Below are 23,659 nucleotides of genomic sequence, written 5' to 3'. Positions count from 1 at the left end.
CCTAGAAGCTGTAACGGGCCGACGCGGTAAAGTAGCGGCCGTACGGATTGTGCAATCCTTCGTTGTAGCCGGCCAGTGGCGCACCGGCCGTGGCGCCATAGCGCGGATCGAACGGCGCCGCCTTGTCGAACAGGTTCTGGACGTTGAACGTCAGCGACAGGTTCTGGATGCCAGTGTAGGTGTAGCCTACGCCGAACCGCACCCATTCCTTGACCTTGCAGTCCGGGAACTCAGCAAGATAACCCGGTACGGTGATGCTGGCACTGGGCGCACCTGGGCTGGTGGCTGGCTGGTAGTGGCAGAACGCCGTCTCGTAAGTGGTCTGGTTGTCGTACTTGCGCAGCAGCGAAACCGGACCGGTGTAATTGACGTTGGCACTGAAGGCATGCGCACCCCGGGTCAGCGAGGCAGACAGACTCGTTTTCCAGCGCGGCAAGTCAATGCCACTACTCAGGTTCCAGTCAACCAGACCGGCATTGTAGCCAACCAGATTGTGTTCCGGGTCGCCCGGCTCTTGCTGCAGCGTGTACGAGTGCAGGTAAGCCGACGTGAGCTTGGCGCTGAAATTGCCCCAGTCGCCCAGATTCTTGCGGAAGGCAACGTCAATATCAATGCCCTGCACTTCCACCGAACCCTTGTTCAGCCACGGCTGGCGCACCGTCAGCAGCGGGCCGGTGCCCGGAATCGGGTTGCCGGCAGCATCGGTGATGAAGTTGGCCGGCGTCTGATCGCGCACGATCAGGTCGGGATTGGTGTCTTCGTCGCGCAGCGCATCGAACGCCGTACCGAGCGCCACTTCGCCTTCCTTGCGGATCTTGAAGAAGTCCAGGCCGATATCGAAGTTCGGGGTCGGCGAGAACAGGATGCCGAAGGTATAGCTCTTCGATTCTTCCGGCTTGAGGTTCGGGTTGGCGCCACCGGTGCCGGAGGCCGATTTGCGGCAATCGACTTCGGTGGCGTTCGGCTTCGGCGTCACTTCGTCGCTTTCGCAGCGGCGTGGGTCATACAGGTTGCTGAGGAAGAATTGCGCGCCACCTGGCGTCACCTGCGACAAGGCCGGGGCCCGGAAGCCTTCGGAGTAGCTGCCGCGGAAGGCAAGGCTGTTGGTCGCGGTCCATTTGGCGCCCACCTTCGGCACAAAGTTGGTCTTGATGCCCGGGTACTTGTCCCAGCGACCGGCAAAGTCCATCTCGAAATTCTTGAAGAACGGGGTGCGCACTTCGACGAAGGCCGACTTGACGTCACGCTCGCCATCGATGATGGTGTTGGCCAGGCCATAGATTTGACCGGTTGCCAGCAACTCGCCAGGATCCATCTGCAATTTTTCACGGCGCGCTTCGGCGCCCACCGCGACGCCGATCGCGCCGCCGCCCAGCTGGCCGAACTGGGTATTGGCCTTGACATCGAAATGCGTGATCGACGATTTGTCGTCGCTCTGGGTCCTGCGGAACAGATCCGGGTTGGCCGAGAGCTGCGCCAGCGTGGCGCCGGCGTTCAACTGGCGCAGCACCGGCAGGTACAGGCGGCCCTCGTAGCTGTCCTTGCGGCGTGCTTCGTTGTAGAGCAGGCCCACTTCCCAGTCCCAGTTGAAATGCGAACCTTGCAGGCCCGTGAGCAGGCGTCCCTGTTCATTGATCGTCTCGGTGCCGCGCGGGGCGTTCTCGAAGCGGTAAGCCACCGAGGCGCGCGCATTCGGGAACGGGTTGTCGGGGTGGCCGGCCGGCAGGATCGTCTGGTAGCTCGGTGCCACGCCGGTCGCCGTGAAGTTGGTCACCGGCGTGGTATTGATCGTGATCGGATTGGCCGTGTACAGGCGCTCGGTGCGGGCGTAGGCGCCCTCGACGAAGGCGCGCACGTTCGGGCCCAGCTTGATCGTGCCGCGGCTCAAGAGACTGGCATCCTTGCCCTCGCCCGTGCCCTCCAGGTTCTGGTTGGTGTTGTAGTTACAGAACGTGCGGTCCACGAAGACGCTGGTCGCGGCCAGGCCCATGGCCGTCGAGCCGGTCAACTGGCGCGCCGGATCGCAGTTCGTGCTCAGGCGCAGACGGTCGGCGGCGTTGGCGCGGGTCGCAGTGAACTGGCCAGAGCCTGGCGCGGTTTCGCGGTAGAACGCGGGCGCGCCTGAAATCGTGCTGCCATAGGGCGTGGCGTAGCGCTTCGACAGGCGGCGGTACTGATCGAATTCGATGTCCTTGACGTTTTCGCGCAGCACGCGGTCACGGTCGGACAGGTCGGCCGTGAAGAACACGTTGTAGCCTTCGGTGTCCAGGTCGCCCGTGCCGGCAACCACGTTGACGCCCTTGCGCTTGAATTCGTTGTCATCGTTGGCGCTGACGCGCGCCGAGAGTTCGGCGCCCTTGTAGTTCGAGCGGGTAATGAAGTTGATCACGCCGCCAATCGCATCCGACCCGTACACGGCCGAGGCGCCATCGCGCAGGATCTCGACGCGTTCGAGCGCGGCCAGCGGAATCGCATTGAGATCGTACAGGGTCGAGTTGCCATCGTTCGGATCGGCATAGGCGACCGGCGTCATGCGACGGCCGTTCAGCAGGATCAGCGTGGAACTGGACGACAGCCCGCGCAGGGAAGCGGTCGACACGCCACGGGAAAACCCGCCGTCATTGGTGTCGAGATTCACGTCCGAACCCATCGACGGCACCAGACGGATCAGCTCGGTGACCGTGGCGGCGCCGGTTTCGCGAATATCCTTCGCCGTGATGACCTGGATAGGCTGGGTGCCCTCCTTCTCGGTGCGCTTCAGGTTCGACCCCGTGACGTACACGGTCTGGGCACCCTCGCTGCCGGCGTTTTGCGCCGACGCGTAAGGGGACGTCGCAATGGCCATGGCGACCAAAATGACGCTGTGTTTCAGGACAGGCGGCTTCATCGATTCCCTCTCTCTGCGTTTATATTTATTAGAGATACTCGTGCATGACACGTACATACACGCAATAAGTTTCGCAGATGGAATCAAGAAAGAAAATGATTAATATAAATAAAATTCATTTTGCTAACGATGTGTTGCTTTTTTCAAACACCGATTTTTATTCGAATAAATCGATGAAATAGGTAATATCTATATTACCTATTTCATTTTTAGCCAAATTATCAGGATCGGTCGTCACGCTGGACACGATTCCCCGGTCACACCAAAAAGGCGCAATTTCGACCATTAATTGTGCAGACAGGTGCGGTCCATGCAGCATGGTTCATGACACGCCGCTTCTGTTATCCGTAGTGGCCAAACGGCACCAAACGAGTGCATTGCCGAACGGGGGCAGCATGCGCACAACCGTACGGCGCATCGCGCACAAATTCGGCACCCTTGGGCTGTGACAGGCGTAAAAAAACCCGGTTGCTGGCAGCAACCGGGTTTTCAGTGAAGCGCCAGCAGATTACTTGGCGTTCATCAGCGCGACGGTGGTGTCGAGCATGCGGTTCGAGAAGCCCCACTCGTTGTCGTACCACGACGTCACTTTCACCAGGCGGCCCGACACTTTGGTCAGGGTCGCGTCGAAGTTCGACGACGCCGGGTTGTGGTTGAAGTCGACCGACACCAGTGGCTCGGTCTGGTACGTCAGGATGCCGTTCAGCGCGCCATCGGCCGCCGTCTTCATGATCTCGTTGATTTCATCGACGGTGGTGTCACGCTTGGCGATGAAGGTCAGGTCGACGATCGACACGTTGATGGTCGGCACGCGGATCGCGAAGCCGTCCAGCTTGCCGTTCAGCTCTGGCAGCACCAGGCCGACTGCAGCGGCAGCGCCGGTCTTGGTCGGGATCATCGACTGCGTGGCCGAGCGGGCGCGGCGCAGGTCTTCGTGCATCACGTCGGTCAGCACCTGGTCGTTGGTGTACGAGTGCACGGTGGTCATCAGGCCGGTTTCCAGGCCGATGGCGTCATGCAGTGGCTTGACCAGCGGGGCCAGGCAGTTGGTGGTGCACGATGCGTTCGAAATCACGGTGTCCGAGCTTTTCAGCACGTCCTGGTTCACGCCGAACACGATCGTCGCGTCGACATCCTTGCCACCAGGTGCCGAGATGATGACTTTCTTGGCGCCACCCTTGATGTGGGCCGAAGCCTTTTCTTTGGTGGTGAAGAAGCCGGTGCACTCGAGCACGACATCAACGCCCAGCTCGCCCCATGGGATTTCCGCAGGATTGCGCTGCGCGAACACGCGGATTGGATCGCCGTTCACGATCATGTTGTCGCCTTCCACCGTGACGGTGCCAGGGAACTTGCCGTGGGCCGTGTCGTAGCGGGTCAGGTGGGCGTTCGACTCGGCATTGCCGAGGTCATTGATCGCCACGATCTGGATGTCCTGTTTCTTGCCGCCTTCGTAGAATGCGCGCAGGATATTGCGGCCGATACGGCCATAACCATTGATTGCAACTTTGATCGTCATGCTTGGCTCCTAGTAGAAAAAAAACTTTTTCGTAACGAACATAGTAAAACGGACCATCCCACTGGGACAGTCCGTTTTCTGGCGAATGCTTACGCTGCGATAACTTGTTTGGCCTTGGCAACCACGTTCTCGACGGTGAAGCCGAAGTGCTTGAACAGCACCGGCGCTGGCGCCGATTCGCCGAAGGTGTCGATACCGACCACGGCGCCTTCCAGGCCCACGTACTTGTACCAGAAGGCGGTGATGCCGGCTTCGATGGCCACGCGCGGCGTGCCGCGGGTCAGCACGCTGGCTTTATAGGCGGCGTCCTGGCGGTCGAACACGTCGGTCGACGGCATCGAGACGACGCGCGCGGCGATGCCTTCAGCAGCCAGTGCGTCGAAGGCTTTCACGGCCAGTTCGACTTCCGAGCCGGTGGCGATGAGGATGACCTTGGCGTCAGGCGTGTCGCGCAGCACGTAGCCACCTTTGGCGACGTCGGCGACCTGCTGGGTATCGCGGGCCATGAACGGCAGGTTCTGGCGCGAGAAGATCAGCGTCGTCGGACCATCCTTGCGCTGGACTGCTGCGCCCCATGCCACGGCCGATTCGACCGTATCGCATGGACGCCAGTTGTCCAGGCCCGGGATCAGGCGCAGCGACGAGACGTGCTCGACCGACTGGTGGGTTGGACCGTCTTCGCCCAGGCCGATCGAATCGTGCGTGAACACCGAGATCGAACGGAGTTTCATCAGCGAGGCCATGCGCAGCGCATTGCGGCTGTAGTCCGAGAACGTCAGGAACGTTGCGCCGAACGGGATGAAGCCGCCATGCAGCGCCACGCCGTTCTGGATCGCGGCCATGCCGAATTCGCGCACGCCGTAATTGATGTGGTTGCCAGGGATGCCCGAACGCACGGCGACCGATTCTTTCCAGTTGGTCAGGTTCGAACCGGTCAGGTCGGCCGAGCCGCCCAAAAATTCTGGCAGGCTCGCGGCCAGCGCCTGGATCGCATTTTGCGAGGCCTTGCGGGTGGCGATGGTTTCCTGCTTCTCGATGCAGCTCGCGATCGCGGCGTCCAGTGCCTTGGTGAATTCACCCGACAGCTCGCCCTTCATGCGGCGCTCGAATTCGCTCGCCAGCTCGGGGTGCGCGCCGCGGTAGGCCGCGAACATCGTGTTCCATTCGCCTTCAGCTTGGGCGCCGCGCTCTTTCGCGTCCCATGCTTCGTACAGTTCGCCAGGAATATCGAACGGGATCGGATCCCAGACCAGGTGCTGGCGCACGGCCGCGATTTCCTTGTCGCCCAGCGGCGCGCCGTGGACCTTGTCGCCACCTTCCAGGTTCGGGGCGCCCTTGCCGATGATCGTCTTGCAGCAGATCAGCGTTGGACGATCCGACGTCTTGGCTTGCTCGATCGCTGCATCGACGGCCGCGACGCTGTGGCCGTCGACTTTCGGGATCACGTTCCAGCCATAGGCTTCAAAGCGCTTTTGCGTGTCATCGGTGAACCAGCCTTCGACCTTGCCGTCGATGGAGATGCCGTTGTCGTCGTACAGCCAGATCAGCTTGTTGAGCTTGAGGGTGCCGGCCAGCGACGCCACTTCGTGCGAGATGCCTTCCATCAGGCAGCCATCGCCCAGGAACGCGTAGGTGTAGTGATCCACCACGTCGTAGCCCGGACGGTTGAATTCGTAGCCCAGCAGCCATTCGGCCAGCGCCATGCCGACCGAGTTGGCGATGCCCTGGCCCAGCGGGCCGGTGGTGGTTTCCACGCCCGGGGTGATGCCCACTTCCGGGTGACCCGGCGTCTTGGAGTGCATCTGGCGGAAAGCGCGCAGGTCGTCCATCGTCAGGTCATACCCTGCCAGATGCAGCAGCGCGTAATGCAGCATCGAGCCATGGCCGTTCGACAGCAGGAAGCGGTCGCGGTTCATCCAGCCCGGATTGGCCGGATTATGACGGTAATGCTTGTCCCACAGCGCAACGGCGATCTCGGCCATGCCCATTGGCATGCCCGGGTGGCCCGAGTTGGCTTGCTGAACAGCGTCCATCGCCAGCGCGCGGATCGCGTTGGCCATCAGGGTGGTGGTTTGCGTAGATTTCATGGAGATCGGGGATCAGGGATTGGAAAGCTGGTGGCCTGCGGCTGGCCGTAGCCCGTTATTTTACCAGACCGATGTGGCCAGGATTTAAAATGCAACCCTGTCCACCGCGATTTCAGGAGTGTCATGCCGCGTTTTTATTGTCCTCAGCCACTTGTTAGCGGCAACACGATCGAGCTGCCGGAAGCGGTCGCGCATCACCTGCATGTCGTGCGCCTGCAGCCCGGAGCCACGCTGACACTATTCAATGGTGAAGGCGGTCAATACCGCGCCACGCTGGTCGAGACCGGCAAGCGGCGCGCCACCGCCGTCATCGACGCGCACGAGGCGATCGAGGCCGAAGCGCCCTACTCCGTGACGCTGGCCCAGGGCTTGCCGGAAGGCTCGAAAATGGACTGGATCATTGAAAAGGCCGTCGAACTGGGCGTGGCCGCGATCCAGCCGCTGGCGGCGGCGCGCAGCGTCGTGCGCCTCTCCGGCGAGCGGCTCGAGAAGCGCCAGGCACACTGGCATGGCGTGATCGTCGCGGCCTCCGAGCAATGCGGGCGCAACCGGCTGGCGCAGCTCCTGCCGATGATGGACGTGCAACCGTGGCTGGCGGCGAGCGTAGGCACGACCCGTATCCTGCTCAGTCCGCGCGCGACCGAATCGCTGGCCGGTTGGGCGCGTGCGAATGGGCCACAAGCGGTCACGCTCCTGATCGGTCCGGAAGGCGGGCTCACGCCGCACGAAGAAGACGCGGCCGTTGCCGCCGGCGCCCTGTCGCTGTCGATGGGGCCGCGCGTGCTGCGTACCGAGACGGCCGGGCTGGCCGCGCTTGCCGTGCTGGCAGGCGCATGGGACGCCATCTGAGTAGATAGAGAGCGCATGAAAAAACCCCGCCGGCATCGCTGCCGGCGGGGTTTTTTTATACAGCGACAGGCTTAGAACGTGTAGTTCGCGCCCAGGCTGAAGAAGCGGCCCACTGCGCCTGGCTGGTGCAGCGAAGCGTTGTACGACGTTTGTGCACCGGCGTTGCCGTAGGTGGCGACGTCGTATGGTGCTTCCTTGTCGAACAGGTTCAGGATCGCGCCGCGGATCGTCAGGTTATCCGTGACCTTGTACGACAGGTTCAGGTTGGTGACGGTGAACGACGACACGTTGCAGTAGCCGATCGGCTGGACCAGACCCTGGAAGTAGGTACGGCCACCAACGTCGGCTGCAGTCGATGCGCAGTCGGTCGCGCCCAGTGCCGGGTCGAAGGTCGAGAAGCCGCTCGTGTAGTTCACGGTGGCGGTCACGTCCAGCGGGCCACGGTTGTAGCCGAGGGTGAACTGCGCACGGTCTTTCGGGTTACCCGTTGCGCCGCCAACCGACGATGGACCTTGCGTGCCGGCCAGCTGGTACGAATCGCTGCCCAGTTCGGTGACATAACCAAAGACGTGGGCTGCGCTCAGGTTCGCGCTGACAGTGCCCAGGTCGTTGGCGAGGCGCCAGCGGTAACGGATGTCCGCTTCGATGCCGTGGGTTTCGGTGCTGCCGGCGTTGATGTAAGGCGACAGGCCGTACAGGATCGGACCGGCGACCGGGATGCCAGGCACCGTGTTGTTGCCCACACCGGTGGCGATGTCGATCGTGTTGGCAGGACCGCGGACCCAGGTTGGCGTGAAGCTTGGATCGTTACCTGCTTGCGTGACGACCAGGTTCTTGATCTGGATCTTGTAGTAGTCCAGGGTCATGTTCAGGCCGCGCATTGGCTCGACGATGATACCGGCCGTGAACGACTTCGACTTCTCTGGCTGCAGATCAGGATTGGTGGTCTGGACGTACGGTGGGCTGAACGAGCAAGCCGATGGCACGTTGCCGGCCGTGGTCTGGCTGCCATTCGCGCACAGGATTGGATCGCGGATCGCGTTGAACGTGAAGAACGAACCGGCATTGCCGACTTCAGCCGGGTTCGGCGCGCGGAAACCGCGTGCGAACGTACCGCGCAGACCGAACTGCTGGATCGGCGCCCACTTGAAGTTGGCCGACGGCGTGAACGAATTGCCGTAGGTGTCGTAGTGGTCATAACGGCCGGACAGGCCGATTTCCAGGTTCTTGATCGGCGTGGCCTGCAGCTCGGCGAACACCGCGCTGTTGGTCTCGTCACCAATCGTGAACGCTGCCGTATTGGCGACCGCGCCGTTGAGCGTCAGGCTCGACGGAGGCGCATTCTGCTTGCGCTCATGCCAGTGAACACCGGCTGCGAAGGCCAGAGGGCCGGCGCCGAAATTCGACAGCAGTTCACGCGAGCCGATCAGGTCGGCGTAGTTCAGCGTCGATTCGATCTCGTTGCTGAAACGCGGCGAGACGGCATCCACGACGCCCGGCACATTGTTGCCCAGCACATTGAACGTGCCATTGCGCAGCAGGGTGTACAGGTTGGTACGGTTGACGTAGCCGCTGTAGTTCAGGTCGCTCTTGACGCGGGTGCCACCGATGGCAGCGTTCACGTCCCAGCCATAGGCGCTACCGACGAGGTCAGCTGCGAAGCGGGTCGCGGTGGTCTTGTTGTTGGTGGTCAGGGCAGCGCCGACATCCGGGATGTAGCCGTACAGGCGGGCCGGTGCGCCCAGCTGATTGGTGATATTCGCGCCGACCGGTGCGCCAGCAGCAAAGGTCGTGTTCGGGATGGCGCCCACGCGCGAAGTCAGCACGCCATTGACCAGGGTCGTGGTGCCGTTGAAGCTGGTCGGGCTGAATGCTGCCGGGGCCGCATTGCGGTTGTTGGTGCTTTCGCGCTGGAACATCGAGCCGTTGAAGCGCACTTCCCAGTCTTCGCTCAGCTTTTTCGTCATGCCGATCATCAGGTTGACGTTTTCGGTCTCTGGCTGGATGTTCGACTGTTCATCGCGCACCGAGCAGCCGCCGGCGCGGTATTTGGTGAAGTTGCAGTTCGTCGGGTCGAGGAACTGGTAGTTCGCCGGGTTATTGACGTTGGTGACGCCAGCAGGGTTGTTCGGGTTCGACGCGTTGTACAGGAACGGGCTGCTGGCCGGGGTCAGGAAGTTGTTGATGTTGGTCGGCACGCCCAGGGTCAGGTCGTTACCACCACGTGCGCGCCAGTCGCGGTTCGCGTAGCCATACTGTTCGCGGTCGACGACCTTGATCGCGTTCTGCTTGCGGTATTCGGCCGTGATGAAGGCGTTGTAGCCGTCGTTGTCGAGGTCACCGATGCCGGTGCTGATCGAGGCGCGCTTGGTCTTGCCGCCGCCGTGCTGCGTGTCGCCGACTTCGGCCGACATGCGGGTGCCGTTCAGGTTTTTCTTGAGCTTGATGTTGATGACGCCGGCGATGGCGTCCGAGCCGTACAGCGACGACGCGCCGCTCTTCAGGATCTCGATGCTTTCAATGGCATCGAACGGGATCGACGACACGTCGACGAACGAACGCTGGGAGTCGTCCGACAGCGGATACGGTGCCATGCGGTGGCCGTCGATCAGGACCAGGGTCGCGCCCACGGTCAGGCCGCGCAGCGAGATGCCCGATGCGCCATTGGCGAATGCGCCGGCAAAGCCGGTGCCCAGGGTACCGGCGCCGTTGGCGGCCAGGTCGGTCAGCAGCTCGGCAACCGAGGTCTTGCCGCTCTTCTGGATGTCGGCTGCGGTCAGCACCTGGACCGGGGTCGGCGTTTCGGTGTTGGTGCGGCTGATCAGCGAACCCGTCACGACCACGCGCTGCGCGGCTGGTTCGGTGCTGCCCTGCTGGGCCTGGGCAAACGCCGGCGCTGCGCAGGTCAAGGCGCCACTGGCAATTGCGCAGGCAATCGCGAAGGGCATCGACTTCAGTTTCAACATCATGGGTGATTCTCCTCGTACTTTCTTATCGGTGATTGCTCACCAGAATGCTCAGTGCCTATTCTGCAGGCTTGTGCCTGCCGGTCGCCTGGGCCGGCAAGCATCGGAATCGTGTTATCGAGCCGGAATAGGTAGACCGTTTATCGCATTCTGGACGGCAGTATTTTTCATGCATACGTCTGACTGGGGACGATCAGCCTAAATAAGTGCTTGGATGAAACCAAACGTTATTCAAGTGGAGCTATAAAAACATGGCGTCAAGAATAGTGTCAACCGAGCACCAATAATGCGGAGTGTGAAATACAACACTTTATTTTTTTGAAAGTCGGGGAAGTGCAATGGTGGTGCGGCGCAATATCAAACTGGTGCATCCCGCGGAACTGTGATTCGAATGCTAAAGGTGTGCAACATCTTGTATTTACGATCTTTTTATCATCAAAATTTTTTGACGATGATGCGCATTGCGGTGAATTTGACCTGTGGCAATCGCCGTTTTTATTTCGATGCACCATTATTGGGCGTGAACGCAAAAGTTGGATAAATACAACACAATGTATTTAAGCAACCCAATAAAAAACCGCCCCGGGGGGCGGTTTGGCGTTTGTCCTGACAACGACTGGATCAGAACTTGCGATCGTACATCACCGAGAAACGGGCATAACGCGGTGCAGTCAGCGACAGCGGCGTCTGGTACAGGCTGCTGACATTGACGCCGTTGTTGTACGCCTCGGTGACGCTGGCCACCGACTGGCTGTTGAACACATTGAACACATCGACGCGCAGTTGCAGTCCCTTGATGAAGTTAGGCTTGTAGGCCACGTTCATGTCCCAACGGTGGGTCCAGGGCAGGCTGCCAACCGAGCCGCGTGGGGTCAGGACGTTTTGCGAACGCTGCAGGCCACCGCAATAGAACGTCTGGTTCGGATAGTTCGGCGAATTGCCCGGGCTGGCGGCGCTGCCGATGCAGCTGCGCGGACGGCCCGACGCGATCAGCGCATTGCCACCGACGGTGATCTCATCGTTGAACTGATAAAAGCCGAACGCCTTGACCTGGTGCTTGCGGTGATTCGGCAGGTAGCCGTAGGCGCCTTCCATCAGCTCGGGGTAATCCCACGACGACGTCACGGCAACGTCCGCCTGGCCATTATCCGAACGCACCTGGCCTTCGGTATTGCCCTTGTTGCGCGACCATACATAGCTCACCTTGCCGTACCAGCCGCTGCGGAACGGGTGTTCCAAGAAGGCTTCGACCGACGAGTAGGTCCGCTTCGGCTTGTCGAAGCCCATGTCCGCCGCAGTCAGACTGACGGGCGTGAGGTTCGATGTGTCGCCGGAGAAGTCGACCAGGAAGTCGTTGTCTTCACCTGGATTGAAGGTCTGGCAGCTGTTGCCGAACAGCGGGTTGGTGATCGCGATGCCGTTGGCTGCGGCGAAACGCTGGAACGGACGCACGTCGCAGAAGTCATCGATGGTCGACTGCAGCTTGCGGTGGATTGCCTTGGCGCCGAAGTTCAGCGATGGCGACCAGGCTTTTTCGAAGCCGAACGTAATTTCGTCCTGGTAGGTCGGCTCCATATTGCGCGCTGCCAGGGTCTCGACAACTTTGTCCTGACCATATTCGTTGTTGTTCGACAGCGGCTCGCTCAGCTGCGTCAGGCCGGTCGGCGCACCGTTGGCGTCGACGCCGGTGTAGCCGTAGTATTGCGCGGTATAGGTCGAGCGGCCAGCGCCACGCACCGAGATGTGGGTCGGGATCGGCACCGAGTAGCGGCCCATGGTCGCGTACACCTTGAAGCTGGCGTCGCCATTGACGTCCCAGACTGCAGCCAGGCGCGGCTGGTACTGGTTCTTCATTTCCAGGAAGGTGGTCTTCGAATCGTTCTGGTTCTTGAACGACTCATTACGCACGCCAAAGGTCAGCAGCAGGTTATCGGTCGCCTGATAGCGGTCTTCCAGGTACCACGCGCTTTGTTCGCCGAACGAATTCGTGACTGTCGAGAACAGATCGCGGGTCACGTAGTAGCCCTGGTTGCCCAGCGCGGTACCGGTGCTCGCTGGTGACGGGATCAGCACACCGTTCGGTCCTTCGATCTGCGCCGACGGCGTGCCGGCGCGGAAGTAGGTCCACAGGCCGCCACCGGCGCGGAATTCGCCGGCAGCAACCGACTCGACCTTGGTCTGGTCGAAGCCGCCGCGCAGGGTGTGCGCGCCGAGGCGCCATTCAACGTCAAAACGACCCGAGTCGACGATGTCTTCCGAGCCAGGTGCCAGAATGTTGCCGCTGATGTTTTGCGGGTTGGGGTAGCTGAGGCCAGGGGCACGTGCGTCGAGCGACGCCGAAGTCTGGTACAGGTCCGGGTTGTAGCCGGTGAAGTAGTTTTCGTGCGGCGACTTCGAACGGCCATACAGGGCGGTCACGGTCAGGTCGTCGGTCAGGTTGCCGACATAGCGCAGGGTGTTGATCTTGGCACCGTTGCTGTCGACGTTAATGCGGCGCGAGCTCGAGTTGACAACGCCGCTGCGGGTGCGGGTTGCGTAATTGAAGCCGCTGTCCGAACTGTTCACTTCCGGCGTGTCGCCCAGCGTGGTGAATTCAAGGCGGTGGTTGTCGGTGATGTTCCAGTCGAGCTTGGCCATATAGCGTTCGATCTTGGTGTCACGCTCGCGCCAGCCCACGTTGCCGCTGTTGGTGGCGATGCGGAAGGTGTTGACCACACCTTCCTCGACATCGGTTTGTTCGGCCGAAGCAAAGAAGAACAGCTTGTCCTTGATGATCGGGCCGCCGACGTAGGCGCCATACACCTTGCGATCCAGCGTGTTTTCGGCGCGCGCCAGGCGCAGCGTGCCGTCGGTGCCCGTGTTGTTCGGGGTGCCCGTGTTGGCGTAGTAGATATCGTGCGGTTTGGCGCGCAGCGATTTCGGTTCCCAGGTCGCGATGCCGCCGGCTTCCCAGGTATTGGTGCCGCTCTTGGTGACGATATTGACCACGCCGCCGATCGAACGGCCGAACTCGGAGCCAAAGCCGCCGGTCAGCACTTGCGCTTCACCGATCGCGCCGAATGGCAGCTGGGCAGCGCCCAGGCCGGTCAGCGGGTTGGTCACAGGGAAACCGTTGATGTAGTACGAGTTCTCGGAGGCTGCGCCGCCACCGAACGACGCGCCACCTGCGAAGCGCGAGTCGGCGGTGGTGGTGTTGGGCGCAAGCTGGATGATGGCTTCGACGCTGCGGGCGATCGGCAGCGCGGCGAGCTGGCGCGCGCTGAAGGTCGCGCTGCTGCCGGAGCTGCTGGTGTCGATGGTGGCGCGGGTACCGGTCACCTGGACGACCTGGGCGCCGCCGACCGGTGCGGCGGCGGCGAAGATGGCTTCGCCGTTGCGGCCAATGCCGGTCTCGACGTTGACCGAGCCGATGACGGCGCCGTCACGCAACTGGGACACGCGGTACGTGCCGCTCGGCAGCGAGCTGGCGACGAAACGGCCCTGTGCATCCGGGGTCAGGGTGCGGCGGATACCGATGTCGGTATTCTCGATGAGAACCTGCACGTTGCTGCCTGGAACGACGGTACCGAAGACACTACCCGATGCATTCGACTGTGCCATTGCCGGCGACATGGCAGCCATGCCAATCACTGCGCCACCAAAGGCCAGGCTCAATGCGTGAACTAATACAGTTTTCTTCAACATGTGATTTGCTTTCTCTTTTTTGCCGGACCGCTCATGGCAGTCCTGTTGTTGGTCGCACCAGCACCGATCGCGGTAGCGCCCCTCCCTGTACACCCACATTACCCTGTAAGTACGTTCATGCCATTTTTCCTTCATAAAGAAAATGAACGTTCATCTACGTTCATGCATAGGACGTTGTGGCGTCAACAACTTTTTATGCATATACGTGTGCATTTCGTTATTTTCGTTCGCACAATGTTGTGGGTACGAGACAGCGTGCGCGCGTGGTGCGTTCATTCACCAAAACAGCTCAGAAAACTCCCTGGTGCAGTGCACTTCTCGACGTGCGCGCGGCAGGATTTTTTTATGGATTTCTGCGGCTCGACGTTGCGATAGTTCCACAAAAGTCGTTGTAAAACGGCACGAATGGAGACCACCACCACGCTTTGGCTGTGACAATCTTCAAAGATCACACATACTTTGTATTTACGATTTAAAGACTATTCGTTTTTTTAGGTGACATACCGTCAGGCACCGATGGGGCGGGGTAAAATAACGGCCTTTGCCGTCCTACTTTTGTTGCCTCACTAGCAACCACTCCCATGCTGCGTATTAACGAACTCAAACTCCCCCTGAACCATCCGGACGCCGCCCTGCGCGACGCCATCCTGGCCCGCCTTGGCATCGCTGACGCCGAACTGCTCGACTTTGCCGTCTACAAGCGCAGCTATGACGCGCGCAAGAAATCCGCCATCGTTCTGATCTACTCGATCGACGCGACCGTTGCCGACGACAAGGCCGTGCTGGCAAAGCTGCGCGACCCGCACGTGATGCCCGCCCCCGACGTCGAGTACAAGTTCGTCAATGCCGCCAAACCAGCCCCCGGCACCCCGCGCCCGGTCGTCGTCGGCACCGGTCCGTGCGGGCTGTTCGTTGCGCTGATCCTGGCGCAGATGGGACTGAACCCGATCGTGCTCGAGCGCGGCAAGGTCGTGCGCGAGCGCACTGTCGACACCTTCGGTTTCTGGCGCAAGCGCAAGCTCGATACCGAGTCGAACGTGCAGTTCGGTGAAGGCGGCGCCGGCACCTTCTCGGACGGCAAGCTCTACAGCCAGATCAAGGACAGCAACCACCACGGCCGCAAGGTGCTCACCGAGTTCGTCAAGTTCGGCGCGCCCGAAGAGATCATGTACGTCAGCAAGCCGCACATCGGCACCTTCCGCCTGGTCAAGATGGTCGAGCAGATGCGCGCCGAGATCATCAACCTGGGCGGCGAAATGCGCTTCGACACGCGCATGCAGGATGTCCTGATCGAAGAAACCGGCGGCGTGCGCCAGGTGGTCGGCGTGCGCCTGGCCAGCGGCGAAGAAATCCCCACCCGCCACCTGACGATCGCCATCGGCCACAGCGCGCGCGACACCTTCGAGATGCTGTACGAACGCGGCGTGTACATCGAAGCCAAGCCATTCTCGATCGGCTTCCGGGTCGAGCACCCGCAGTCGCTGATCGACGTCTGCCGCTTCGGTCCGAACGCCGGCAACAAGCTGCTGGGCGCAGCCGACTACAAGATCGTGCACCACGCATCCAACGGCCGTTCGGTCTACAGCTTCTGCATGTGCCCGGGCGGCACCGTGGTGGCCGCGTCGAGCGAAGAAGGCCGCGTCGTCACCAACGGCATGAGCCAGTATTCGCGCAACGAGCGCAATGCCAACAGCGCCATCGTGGTCGGCATCACGCCCGAGGATTTCCCGGGCCACCCGCTGGCCGGCATCGCCTTCCAGCGCGAGCTCGAATCGCGCGCATTCGTGCTGGGCGGCTCGACATACGACGCACCGGGCCAGCTGATGGGCGACTTCGTGGCAGGCCGGCCATCCACGTCGCTCGGTTCGGTCACGCCATCGTTCCTGCCGGCCGTGCACCTGACCGACCTGGCCACGTCGCTGCCCGACTACGCCATCGTCGCGATGCGCGAAGCCTTTGTCGCCTTCGACAAGCAGATCAAGGGCTACTACAAGGAAGACGCGGTGCTGACGGGTGTGGAGACGCGCACCTCGTCGCCGATCCGCATCCGCCGCAACAACGACGACCTGCAAAGCCTGAACACGCGCGGCCTGTTCCCGGCCGGTGAAGGCGCCGGCTATGCAGGCGGCATCATGTCGGCGGCCGTCGACGGCATCCGCGTGGCCGAGGCGGTGGCATTGGCCATGGCGCCACGTTGAACGCGGCGGGCCGGCATGCGGCATGGGGCCCGGGTCTGGCGATCCTGGCCTCGATGGTGTCGGTCAATGCGGGCGCGGCCTGGGCCAAGGGGCTGTTTCCGGCCGTCGGCAGCGAAGGCGTCACTGCCCTGCGCGTGGGCCTGGCGGCGCTGATCCTGCTGGCCATCGTGCGGCCATGGCGCTTTGGACGCCCGGCGCGCGCCGATGTGGGTAATCTGCTCGTGTACGGCCTGATGCTGGGCGCGATGAACCTGTGCATCTACCGCGCGTTCGAGCGCATCCCGCTCGGGATTGCAGTGGCGATCGAGGTCACGGGGCCGCTGGCGGTCGTCGTGCTGTCGTCGCGCCATGCGCGCGATTTTATCTGGGTGGTGTGCGCTGGCGTCGGCCTGTGGCTGCTGCTGCCGGTGGCTGGTGCAACGCAGCTCGACCCGGCCGGCATCGCGTATGCGCTGGCGGCCGCATTTTGCTGGGCGATGTACATCGTGTTCGGCAAGCGCGTCTCGACCCTGAACGGTGGCCAGGCCGTGGCCTGGGGCTTGCTGGCGGCGAGCGTGTTCGCAGTGCCGTTCGGCGTGGCGCATGCGGGCATGGCGCTGTTCACGCCGGCCATGCTGGCGGGCGGCGTGGCGGTGGCGCTGCTGTCGTCCGCCCTGCCCTATTCGCTCGAGATGATGGCGCTGCGGCGCCTGCCGCAGCGGGTGTTCGGCATCCTGGTCAGCAGCGGACCGGCCATCGCGGCACTGGCCGGCTTCATCTGGCTCGGAGAGCGCCTGACCAGCCTGCAGTGGCTGGCGATCGTACTGGTGATCGTGGCGTCTGGCGGCGCGGCCGCCACGGCTGGCAAGCGCCAGCCCCTATAACCACCCCACCCGCTTGAACTTGCGATACAGGTAGCCGCACACGCACACCATCGTAAAGATCGCGAACGGGTAACCATACTTCCATTTCAGCTCCGGCATGAATTCGAAGTTCATGCCCCACACGCCGGCGAACGCGGTAAACACCGCGAAGATCGCCGCATATGACGCCAGCTTCTTGCTCACTTCGTTTTCTTCGATCGCCACCATCGACAGCGTTACCTGGATCGCGGTGTTGATCGTGTCGCGCACGGCGTCCAGGCGGCCGGCGATGCGGTGCAGGTGGTCGTGCACGTCGCGGAAGTATTCCTGGGTCTCGTCCACCACGCCCGGCACGCGCCCGCCGTACAGGCGCCCGAGCGCATCCATCAGCGGCATCACGGCGTGGCGCAGCGTCTGGGCCTTGCGTTTCAGGTCATACAGGCGCTCGACATTGTCGCGCTGCTTGCCCTGCATGGAAAAGATGTGGTCTTCGATCGATTCGAGCTCGGATTCGAGCGTGTCGACCACGGGGAAGTAGCGGTCGACCACGGCGTCGACCAGCGCGTACAGCACGAAGCCCGCGCCTTTCCTGAGCTGGTGCGGTTCGCGCTCGGCGCGCGCCCGCACGCCGAGAAAACCCTGGTTGGCGTCACGCCGCACCGACAGCACGTAATTGGGGCCGGCGAAGACGGACAACTGGCCGACGGACATCTCGTCACCCACCAGTTCGACGATCTGCACGACGACGAACAGCGAGTCGCCGTACTCTTCGAGCTTGGGCCGCTGGTGACCGCGCAGCGCGTCTTCCACCGCCAGTTCGTGCAGGCCGAATTCTTCCTGCATCAGCGCGATGTCGGCAGGGTCCGGGTCGCGCAATGCGACCCAGACAAAGGTGTCATCCAGCTTGATGTATTCGCTGATATCCTCGACCGGGATATCGGACAGCTTCTTGCCTTCCTGGTAGGCGACGCAATTGATCAGCATTGAGTAGAAAATGAAACGGGCGCAGCGCGCCGATGCAGGACTTTACACCAACACCCTGCCATCTGACAGCCTACTCTTCGCGCGCGCCGTCGATCCCCAGTTCCACGATCTTGCGCGTGATGGTATTGCGCCCGATACCGAGACGCATGGCCGCGTCGTTCTTGCGCCCGTGCGTGTGCTTGAGCGCCGTACGGATCAGGGCCGATTCGAACTGGCGGCCCAGGATATCCATCACGTCCATCTGCCCTGCGCTCAGCATGCCGGCCGCCTGCAGTTCAAGCAGCCCCAGCCAGCCTTCGGGCGACTGCGCACCGGCTGTCTGCAGCACGACGCCACCGCCGGATGCCACCGGCAGCGCGCCGGCGCCGACGATGCCGTCGGACAGCGGCACCACGTTCGGCACGCTGCTCCCTGTCAGCGGCGCCGAACCCTGGGTCAGGTCGCGCGGCAGGTCCTTGACCTCCACGGTCTGCCCCGGGGCCATCACGGTGATCCAGTTGCACAGGTTTTCCAGCTGGCGCACATTGCCCGGCAGCTCCAGGCCCGACAGGAAGCGCATCGCCTGCTCGCTCATGCGCTTGGGTTCCACCCCCAATTGGTGCGCACTTTGCACCAAGAAGTGGCGCGTAAGAACAGGAATGTCTTCGTTGCGTTCGCGCAGCGACGGCAGGCGCAGGCGGATCACGTTCAGGCGGTGGTACAAGTCTTCGCGAAACAAGCCATCGCGCACGCGCTGCTCGAGGTTCTGGTGGGTGGCGGCAATCACGCGCACATTGGCCTTGACCGGCTGGTGGCCGCCCACGCGGTAGAAGTGACCATCGGACAGCACGCGCAGCAGGCGCGTCTGTAGGTCGAACGGCATGTCGCCGATTTCGTCGAGGAACAGCGTGCCATCTTCGGCCTGCTCGAAGCGGCCGCGCCGCATCGCCTGCGCGCCGGTGAACGCGCCGCGCTCGTGGCCGAACAGCTCGGATTCGAGCAGGTCTTTCGGAATGGCCGCCGTGTTCAGTGCGATGAACGGTTGCTGCGCGCGCGGGCTGTGCTTGTGCAGCGCGCGCGCCACGAGCTCCTTGCCGGTGCCCGATTCGCCCGTGATCAGCACCGTGACATTCGACTGCGACAGGCGACCGATGGCGCGAAACACTTCCTGCATCGCCGGTGCGTGGCCGAGGATCTCGGGGGTTTCAGCGGGCGGCGCTTCGACGCTCGCTTCGCGCAAACTCTCCTCTAACGCACGCCGGATCAGCGAGACGGCCTTGTCGATGTCGAATGGCTTGGCCAGATAGTCAAAGGCGCCGCCCTGGAACGAGGACACCGCCGAATCGAGGTCCGAGAACGCCGTGATGATGATGACTGGCAGGCCCGGATGGCGTTCCTTGACGGCTTGCAGCAGGTCGATGCCGGATTCGCCCGGCATGCGGATATCCGACACCAGCACTTGCGGCGTGTCGGTTTCAAAGGCAGTCATGGCTTCGCGCGCATTGGCGAAACTGCGGGTCTCCAGACTTTCGCGCGCCAGGGCCTTTTCAAGGACCCAGCGAATCGATGCATCGTCGTCGACAATCCAGATTGGTTTCATGGTTTCGTGCTTCCCGCAACATGGATTCAATAAAGGACTGGCCGGTGCGGTCCGCTCTCTCCTGCTTATGGCAGGGGCAGCAGGATCCGGAAATCCGTCAGTCCAGGCCGGCTTTCGCACTCGATCACACCCAGGTGTTGCTGCACAAACGTTTGCGCCAGCGTCAGCCCGAGGCCACTCCCGCCGTCACGCCCGGATACGAGCGGATAGAAAATGCGGTCGCGGATATCGGGCGCGATGCCCGGTCCATTGTCGATGATATGCAAGTCTAATGCCAGCCCGTAGCGGACCTTGGCCAGCGTGACCTGGCGCGCCACGCGGGTGCGCAAAACGATCTCGGCGTCGCCCTGCGCAATGCGCCCGGCGACGGCCTGCGCGGCGTTGTGGGCGATGTTCAGCACCACTTGGATCAGCTGCTCCATATCGCCGCGAAACTCGGGAATCGACGCATCGTAATCGCGCCGGATCGACAGCCCCTGCGGGAATTCGGCCAGGATCAGGCTGCGCACGCGCTCGCACACTTCGTGGATATTGACGTCGCCGACGATGTGCGGCTTGCGGTGCGGCGCCAGCAGGCGGTCGACCAGCGTCTGCAGGCGGTCGGCTTCCTTGATGATCACCTGCGTGTATTCCTGCAGCTCCAGCAGGTGGTGCGGCGGCAGCTCGAGTTCGAGCAGTTGCGCGGCGCCGCGGATGCCGCCCAGCGGATTCTTGATCTCGTGCGCCAGGTTGCGGATCAGCTCCTTGTTGGCCTGGCTCTGGTCCATCAGGCGCTCTTCGCGGTCGAGTTTTAGCTGCTGGACGTTCTCGCGCAGCTCGATCAGCGCCGTGCCGTCGCCCAGGGCGCTGACGATGCTGTTCACGTGCAGCGGTTCGCGCCCGCTCCTCTGCAGCGTCAGGTCCTGGCGCAGGTCGGCGTACTGGTGCACCAGCGCCTGCGTGATCAGCACGCCAATCTCGGCGCCATTGGTAAACAGTTCGGGCAGGCGATGGCGCTGCAGCGACTTGAACGACAGCTCCATCAGGTTTTCGGCGGCGGCGTTGGCATACACCACTTCGCCATCGGGCCCGGTCATCATCACGGCCGAGGCCAGCAAGTCGAGGCCGGCATAACGGGCCGGGTTGCCCGGGTCGTACACGGGTGGCGCCATCGGAGGCAGGGTCATCTGATATTACCGATCTCGCGCCTGAGCGCTTCGATATTGCGTTCGCTGCGATTGATTTCGTCGCGCATGGAGGCCACGCGCTCCTGGTATTTGGCGTAGTTGCGCTCGTTGCCCTGACGCTCCGGCTCACCGTTGTTGAAGACGCGCTTGAGGTCGGTGAGCTTGCGTTCTTCCAGGCGCAGCTCATCGCCCAGGATCTCGCGCCGCTCGTCGTCGCGGGCGCGCTGCAGCACATTGTCCACGCGCGGGAAGTTCGACTGGGCCGCGCTTGGCGCCGCCGCCGGGGCGGAATTCGACGCGGATGAACCGCCCCCACCGCCCGCCGAGCGCGGTGCAGGAATCGGGGCCGAGGCTGCCGGCGGCGCGCTGTAGCCGGTGTCGATCAGCTGGCACTTGCCGACCTTGGTGTCGGTGTACAGCGGCCGGCCATTGGCATCGGTACAACGGTAGATTTGCGCCTGCGCACTGGCGCACAGCAGCACTGAGGCAAACACGGCGGTAAAAACGGCCACACTGGCCTGAAACACACTATTTGTCATTCCCATCCCGGTTGGTCGCAAGGGCACGCTATTGTAGATGCGCCCGACTATACCCCAAGGAATATAAACCCCAAGCAACAAAAAACGCGGGGAAAGCATGGCTTTCCCCGCGTTTGTTCTACCCGCCAGGCCGGCGCGATGCACATCCGTGCCAGCCTGGATGGACCGATTACGACGAGTAGTACATGTCGAATTCGGCTGGGTGCGGGGTCATGCGCATGCGCTGGACTTCCTGCATCTTCAGGTCGATGTAGGCATCGATCATGCTGTCGCTGAACACGCCGCCACGGGTCAGGAACTCGCGGTCTTCGTTCAGTGCGTCCAGTGCTTCTTCCAGCGATGCGCACACCGTCGGGATCAGCTTGTCTTCTTCAGGCGGCAGATGGTACAGGTCTTTCGTTGCCGCTTCGCCCGGGTGGATCTTGTTCTGGATACCATCCAGGCCGGCCATCATCAGGGCTGCGAAGCACAGGTAGACGTTCGCCAGTGGATCCGGGAAACGCGTCTCGATGCGGCGGCCTTTCGGGTTCGCCACGTGCGGGATGCGGATCGAGGCCGAACGGTTACGAGCCGAATAAGCCAGCTTGACCGGGGCTTCGAAGCCTGGCACCAGGCGCTTGTACGAGTTGGTGCCTGGATTGGTGATCGCGTTCAGGGCGCGGGCGTGCTTGATGATGCCGCCGATGTAGAACAGGGCCGTGTCCGACAGACCTGCATAGCCGTCGCCTGCGAACAGGTTCTTGCCGTCTTTCCAGATCGACTGGTGCACGTGCATGCCCGAACCGTTGTCGCCAGCCATTGGCTTTGGCATGAAGGTCGCGGTCTTGCCGTAGCTGTGGGCCACGTTCCAGATCACGTATTTCATGTTCTGGGTCCAGTCGGCGCGCTCGATCAGCGTCGAGAACTTGGTGCCGATTTCATTCTGGCCGGCGCCGGCGACTTCGTGGTGGTGCACTTCGACCGGGATGCCCATCGACTCGAGGATCAGGCACATTTCGGAGCGCATGTCCTGGAACGAATCGACTGGTGGCACTGGGAAATAGCCGCCCTTCACGCCTGGACGGTGACCGCTGTTGCCGCCTTCGAATTCCTTGTCGGTCGACCACGATGCCTCTTCGGAATCGATCTTGACGAAGCAACCCGACATGTCCAGCTTCCAGCGCACGGCGTCGAAGATGAAGAATTCCGGCTCTGGGCCGAAGTAGGCGGTATCGCCGATGCCCGACGATTTCAGGTAGGCTTCAGCGCGCTTGGCGATCGAGCGCGGATCGCGGTCGTAGCCCTTGCCGTCCGATGGCTCGACGACGTCGCACTGCATGAACAGTGTGGTCTCTTCCATGAACGGGTCGATATTGGCGGTGTTTGCATCCGGGATCAGGAGCATGTCCGACGCTTCAATACCTTTCCAGCCGGCGATCGACGAACCGTCGAAGGCGTGGCCGGATTCGAATTTGTCCAGGTCGAAGTGCGACACCGGGACCGTGACGTGTTGTTCCTTGCCGCGGGTATCGGCGAAGCGTAAATCAACGAATTTGACTTCGTTGTCTTTGACCATTTGCATTACATCTGCGGCGGACTTTGCCATTCGGAATCTCCTAATTGAAAAAGGGATGTCAGTCTATGCGAACCGACAACTTGCATCATGATGAAGCACGAAATGTGCCAACTGGGTGTCAACGACGATGCCAACTTCAGTGCATGAGGCTATGCGCAAATCGTTCTTGGGCAATGGGTTAGTTTACCCATAAAATCGCCTCGACCGGGGGCGTATGGCAAGATTTACCTGTACGCCGATTTGCACCACTAACGAGCAATTCTACGTGCTTGCACCAATTGAGCGCACCCGACTGCGCTCCAGGATGGTGCATTGACGATGACAAACGACGAATGGACCAACCCGACATGATCAAAGAACAGATTCTCACGGCGGCGCGCCAGCGTGGCGCTGACCAGCCCTACGCTGGTGCAGTCACGCCTCAGGAAGCGTTCGACCTGCTCCAGAGCAGCCCGAACGTCAAGCTGGTCGACGTGCGCACCAACGCCGAACGCGACTGGGTGGGCCGTGTCGCGATCGGCCAGGCGCAGCACCTGGCAGTGCAGTGGGCCACCTATCCGGGCGGCGCCCCCAATCCGGACTTTGGCGCACAGCTCGAACAGGTAGCCGGCAAGGACGACGTGCTGCTGTTCCTGTGCCGCTCGGGCGTGCGCTCGCGCCACGGCGCGCGCGTGGCGACCGAGCTGGGCTATGCAAACGCCTTCGACATTCTGGAAGGGTTCGAAGGCGATCGCGACGGCGACGGGCACCGCAAGACGATCGGCGGCTGGTGCACGGCCGGCCTGCCGTGGATCGGCGCCTGAC

General features: G+C 62.2%; 14 protein-coding genes. 4 read left to right on the top strand and 10 right to left on the bottom strand.

Going from position 1 to position 23,659, the window contains the following annotated elements:
* Position 1: 1 nt before the first annotated feature.
* From IFU00_14475 to tkt, 3 genes are all read right to left on the bottom strand, one after another.
* A complete protein-coding gene (locus tag IFU00_14475; protein ID MBD8543487.1) occupies positions 2–2,887 on the bottom strand; it encodes a TonB-dependent receptor in 2,886 nt (961 codons plus the stop codon).
* Positions 2,888–3,395: 508 nt separating this feature from the next.
* Positions 3,396–4,406, bottom strand: a complete 1,011-nt coding sequence (gene gap, locus IFU00_14470) for a type I glyceraldehyde-3-phosphate dehydrogenase (protein MBD8543486.1) — start codon at positions 4,404–4,406, stop codon at positions 3,396–3,398.
* Between the two features lie 89 nt (positions 4,407–4,495).
* On the bottom strand, positions 4,496–6,493 hold the full coding sequence (tkt, locus tag IFU00_14465; protein ID MBD8543485.1) for a transketolase: 1,998 nt from the start codon (positions 6,491–6,493) through the stop codon (positions 4,496–4,498).
* A 123-nt stretch (positions 6,494–6,616) separates the two neighbouring features.
* On the opposite strand from tkt, the gene IFU00_14460 reads away from it, so the two are divergent.
* Positions 6,617–7,342, top strand: a complete 726-nt coding sequence (locus tag IFU00_14460; GenBank protein ID MBD8543484.1) for a 16S rRNA (uracil(1498)-N(3))-methyltransferase — start codon at positions 6,617–6,619, stop codon at positions 7,340–7,342.
* Positions 7,343–7,413: 71 nt separating this feature from the next.
* Here IFU00_14460 and IFU00_14455 read toward each other — a convergent pair whose 3' ends face one another.
* A complete protein-coding gene (locus IFU00_14455) occupies positions 7,414–10,308 on the bottom strand; it encodes a TonB-dependent receptor (GenBank protein MBD8543483.1) in 2,895 nt (964 codons plus the stop codon).
* A gap of 621 nt (positions 10,309–10,929) precedes the next feature.
* A complete protein-coding gene (locus IFU00_14450; GenBank protein ID MBD8543482.1) occupies positions 10,930–13,992 on the bottom strand; it encodes a TonB-dependent receptor in 3,063 nt (1,020 codons plus the stop codon).
* Positions 13,993–14,573: 581 nt separating this feature from the next.
* Here IFU00_14450 and IFU00_14445 point away from each other — a divergent pair.
* On the top strand, positions 14,574–16,190 hold the full coding sequence (locus IFU00_14445) for an NAD(P)/FAD-dependent oxidoreductase (protein ID MBD8543481.1): 1,617 nt from the start codon (positions 14,574–14,576) through the stop codon (positions 16,188–16,190).
* Between the two features lie 53 nt (positions 16,191–16,243).
* Complete coding sequence (locus tag IFU00_14440) at positions 16,244–17,053, top strand: EamA family transporter (protein ID MBD8543480.1); 810 nt, start codon at positions 16,244–16,246, stop codon at positions 17,051–17,053.
* On the opposite strand, the gene corA is transcribed toward IFU00_14440, so the two are convergent.
* From corA to glnA, 5 genes are all read right to left on the bottom strand, one after another.
* Positions 17,048–18,016 (bottom strand): magnesium/cobalt transporter CorA, encoded by a 969-nt coding sequence (gene corA, locus IFU00_14435; GenBank protein ID MBD8543479.1) that lies wholly within the window; start codon positions 18,014–18,016, stop codon positions 17,048–17,050. The genes IFU00_14440 and corA overlap by 6 nt on opposite strands.
* A gap of 70 nt (positions 18,017–18,086) precedes the next feature.
* On the bottom strand, positions 18,087–19,595 hold the full coding sequence (gene ntrC / locus IFU00_14430) for a nitrogen regulation protein NR(I) (GenBank protein ID MBD8543478.1): 1,509 nt from the start codon (positions 19,593–19,595) through the stop codon (positions 18,087–18,089).
* A 65-nt stretch (positions 19,596–19,660) separates the two neighbouring features.
* Positions 19,661–20,746 (bottom strand): PAS domain-containing sensor histidine kinase, encoded by a 1,086-nt coding sequence (locus IFU00_14425; GenBank protein ID MBD8543477.1) that lies wholly within the window; start codon positions 20,744–20,746, stop codon positions 19,661–19,663.
* Positions 20,747–20,757: 11 nt separating this feature from the next.
* The gene (locus tag IFU00_14420; GenBank protein ID MBD8543476.1) at positions 20,758–21,300 is read right to left on the bottom strand and encodes a DUF4124 domain-containing protein; all 543 of its coding nucleotides are present in this window, start codon (positions 21,298–21,300) and stop codon (positions 20,758–20,760) included.
* Between the two features lie 169 nt (positions 21,301–21,469).
* The gene (gene glnA, locus IFU00_14415) at positions 21,470–22,885 is read right to left on the bottom strand and encodes a type I glutamate--ammonia ligase (protein ID MBD8543475.1); all 1,416 of its coding nucleotides are present in this window, start codon (positions 22,883–22,885) and stop codon (positions 21,470–21,472) included.
* Between the two features lie 317 nt (positions 22,886–23,202).
* Here glnA and IFU00_14410 point away from each other — a divergent pair, with 317 nt between their 5' ends.
* Positions 23,203–23,658 carry a rhodanese-like domain-containing protein gene (locus tag IFU00_14410; protein ID MBD8543474.1) on the top strand — a complete coding sequence of 152 codons (456 nt, stop codon included), beginning with the start codon at positions 23,203–23,205 and terminating at the stop codon, positions 23,656–23,658.
* Position 23,659: the final 1 nt, after the last annotated feature.

Origin of the sequence: Oxalobacteraceae sp. CFBP 8761 (genome assembly GCA_014841595.1) — a bacterium.
In the GTDB taxonomy this organism is placed as follows: domain Bacteria; phylum Pseudomonadota; class Gammaproteobacteria; order Burkholderiales; family Burkholderiaceae_D; genus Telluria.
Note: the sequence above shows the minus strand (reverse complement) of the source record. Positions and strands in the feature narration are given on the sequence as shown.

What these genes read in the sequence shown, in the direction of transcription:
- IFU00_14475 (MBD8543487.1), bottom strand. Translation starts at nt 2,887, where the DNA reads ATGAAGCCGCCTGTCCTGAAACACAGCGTCATTTTGGTCGCCATGGCC.
- gap (MBD8543486.1), bottom strand. Translation starts at nt 4,406, where the DNA reads ATGACGATCAAAGTTGCAATCAATGGTTATGGCCGTATCGGCCGCAAT.
- tkt (MBD8543485.1), bottom strand. Translation starts at nt 6,493, where the DNA reads ATGAAATCTACGCAAACCACCACCCTGATGGCCAACGCGATCCGCGCG.
- IFU00_14460 (MBD8543484.1), top strand. Translation starts at nt 6,617, where the DNA reads ATGCCGCGTTTTTATTGTCCTCAGCCACTTGTTAGCGGCAACACGATC.
- IFU00_14455 (MBD8543483.1), bottom strand. Translation starts at nt 10,308, where the DNA reads ATGTTGAAACTGAAGTCGATGCCCTTCGCGATTGCCTGCGCAATTGCC.
- IFU00_14450 (MBD8543482.1), bottom strand. Translation starts at nt 13,992, where the DNA reads ATGTTGAAGAAAACTGTATTAGTTCACGCATTGAGCCTGGCCTTTGGT.
- IFU00_14445 (MBD8543481.1), top strand. Translation starts at nt 14,574, where the DNA reads ATGCTGCGTATTAACGAACTCAAACTCCCCCTGAACCATCCGGACGCC.
- IFU00_14440 (MBD8543480.1), top strand. Translation starts at nt 16,244, where the DNA reads ATGGTGTCGGTCAATGCGGGCGCGGCCTGGGCCAAGGGGCTGTTTCCG.
- corA (MBD8543479.1), bottom strand. Translation starts at nt 18,016, where the DNA reads ATGCTGATCAATTGCGTCGCCTACCAGGAAGGCAAGAAGCTGTCCGAT.
- ntrC (MBD8543478.1), bottom strand. Translation starts at nt 19,595, where the DNA reads ATGAAACCAATCTGGATTGTCGACGACGATGCATCGATTCGCTGGGTC.
- IFU00_14425 (MBD8543477.1), bottom strand. Translation starts at nt 20,746, where the DNA reads ATGGCGCCACCCGTGTACGACCCGGGCAACCCGGCCCGTTATGCCGGC.
- IFU00_14420 (MBD8543476.1), bottom strand. Translation starts at nt 21,300, where the DNA reads ATGACAAATAGTGTGTTTCAGGCCAGTGTGGCCGTTTTTACCGCCGTG.
- glnA (MBD8543475.1), bottom strand. Translation starts at nt 22,885, where the DNA reads ATGGCAAAGTCCGCCGCAGATGTAATGCAAATGGTCAAAGACAACGAA.
- IFU00_14410 (MBD8543474.1), top strand. Translation starts at nt 23,203, where the DNA reads ATGATCAAAGAACAGATTCTCACGGCGGCGCGCCAGCGTGGCGCTGAC.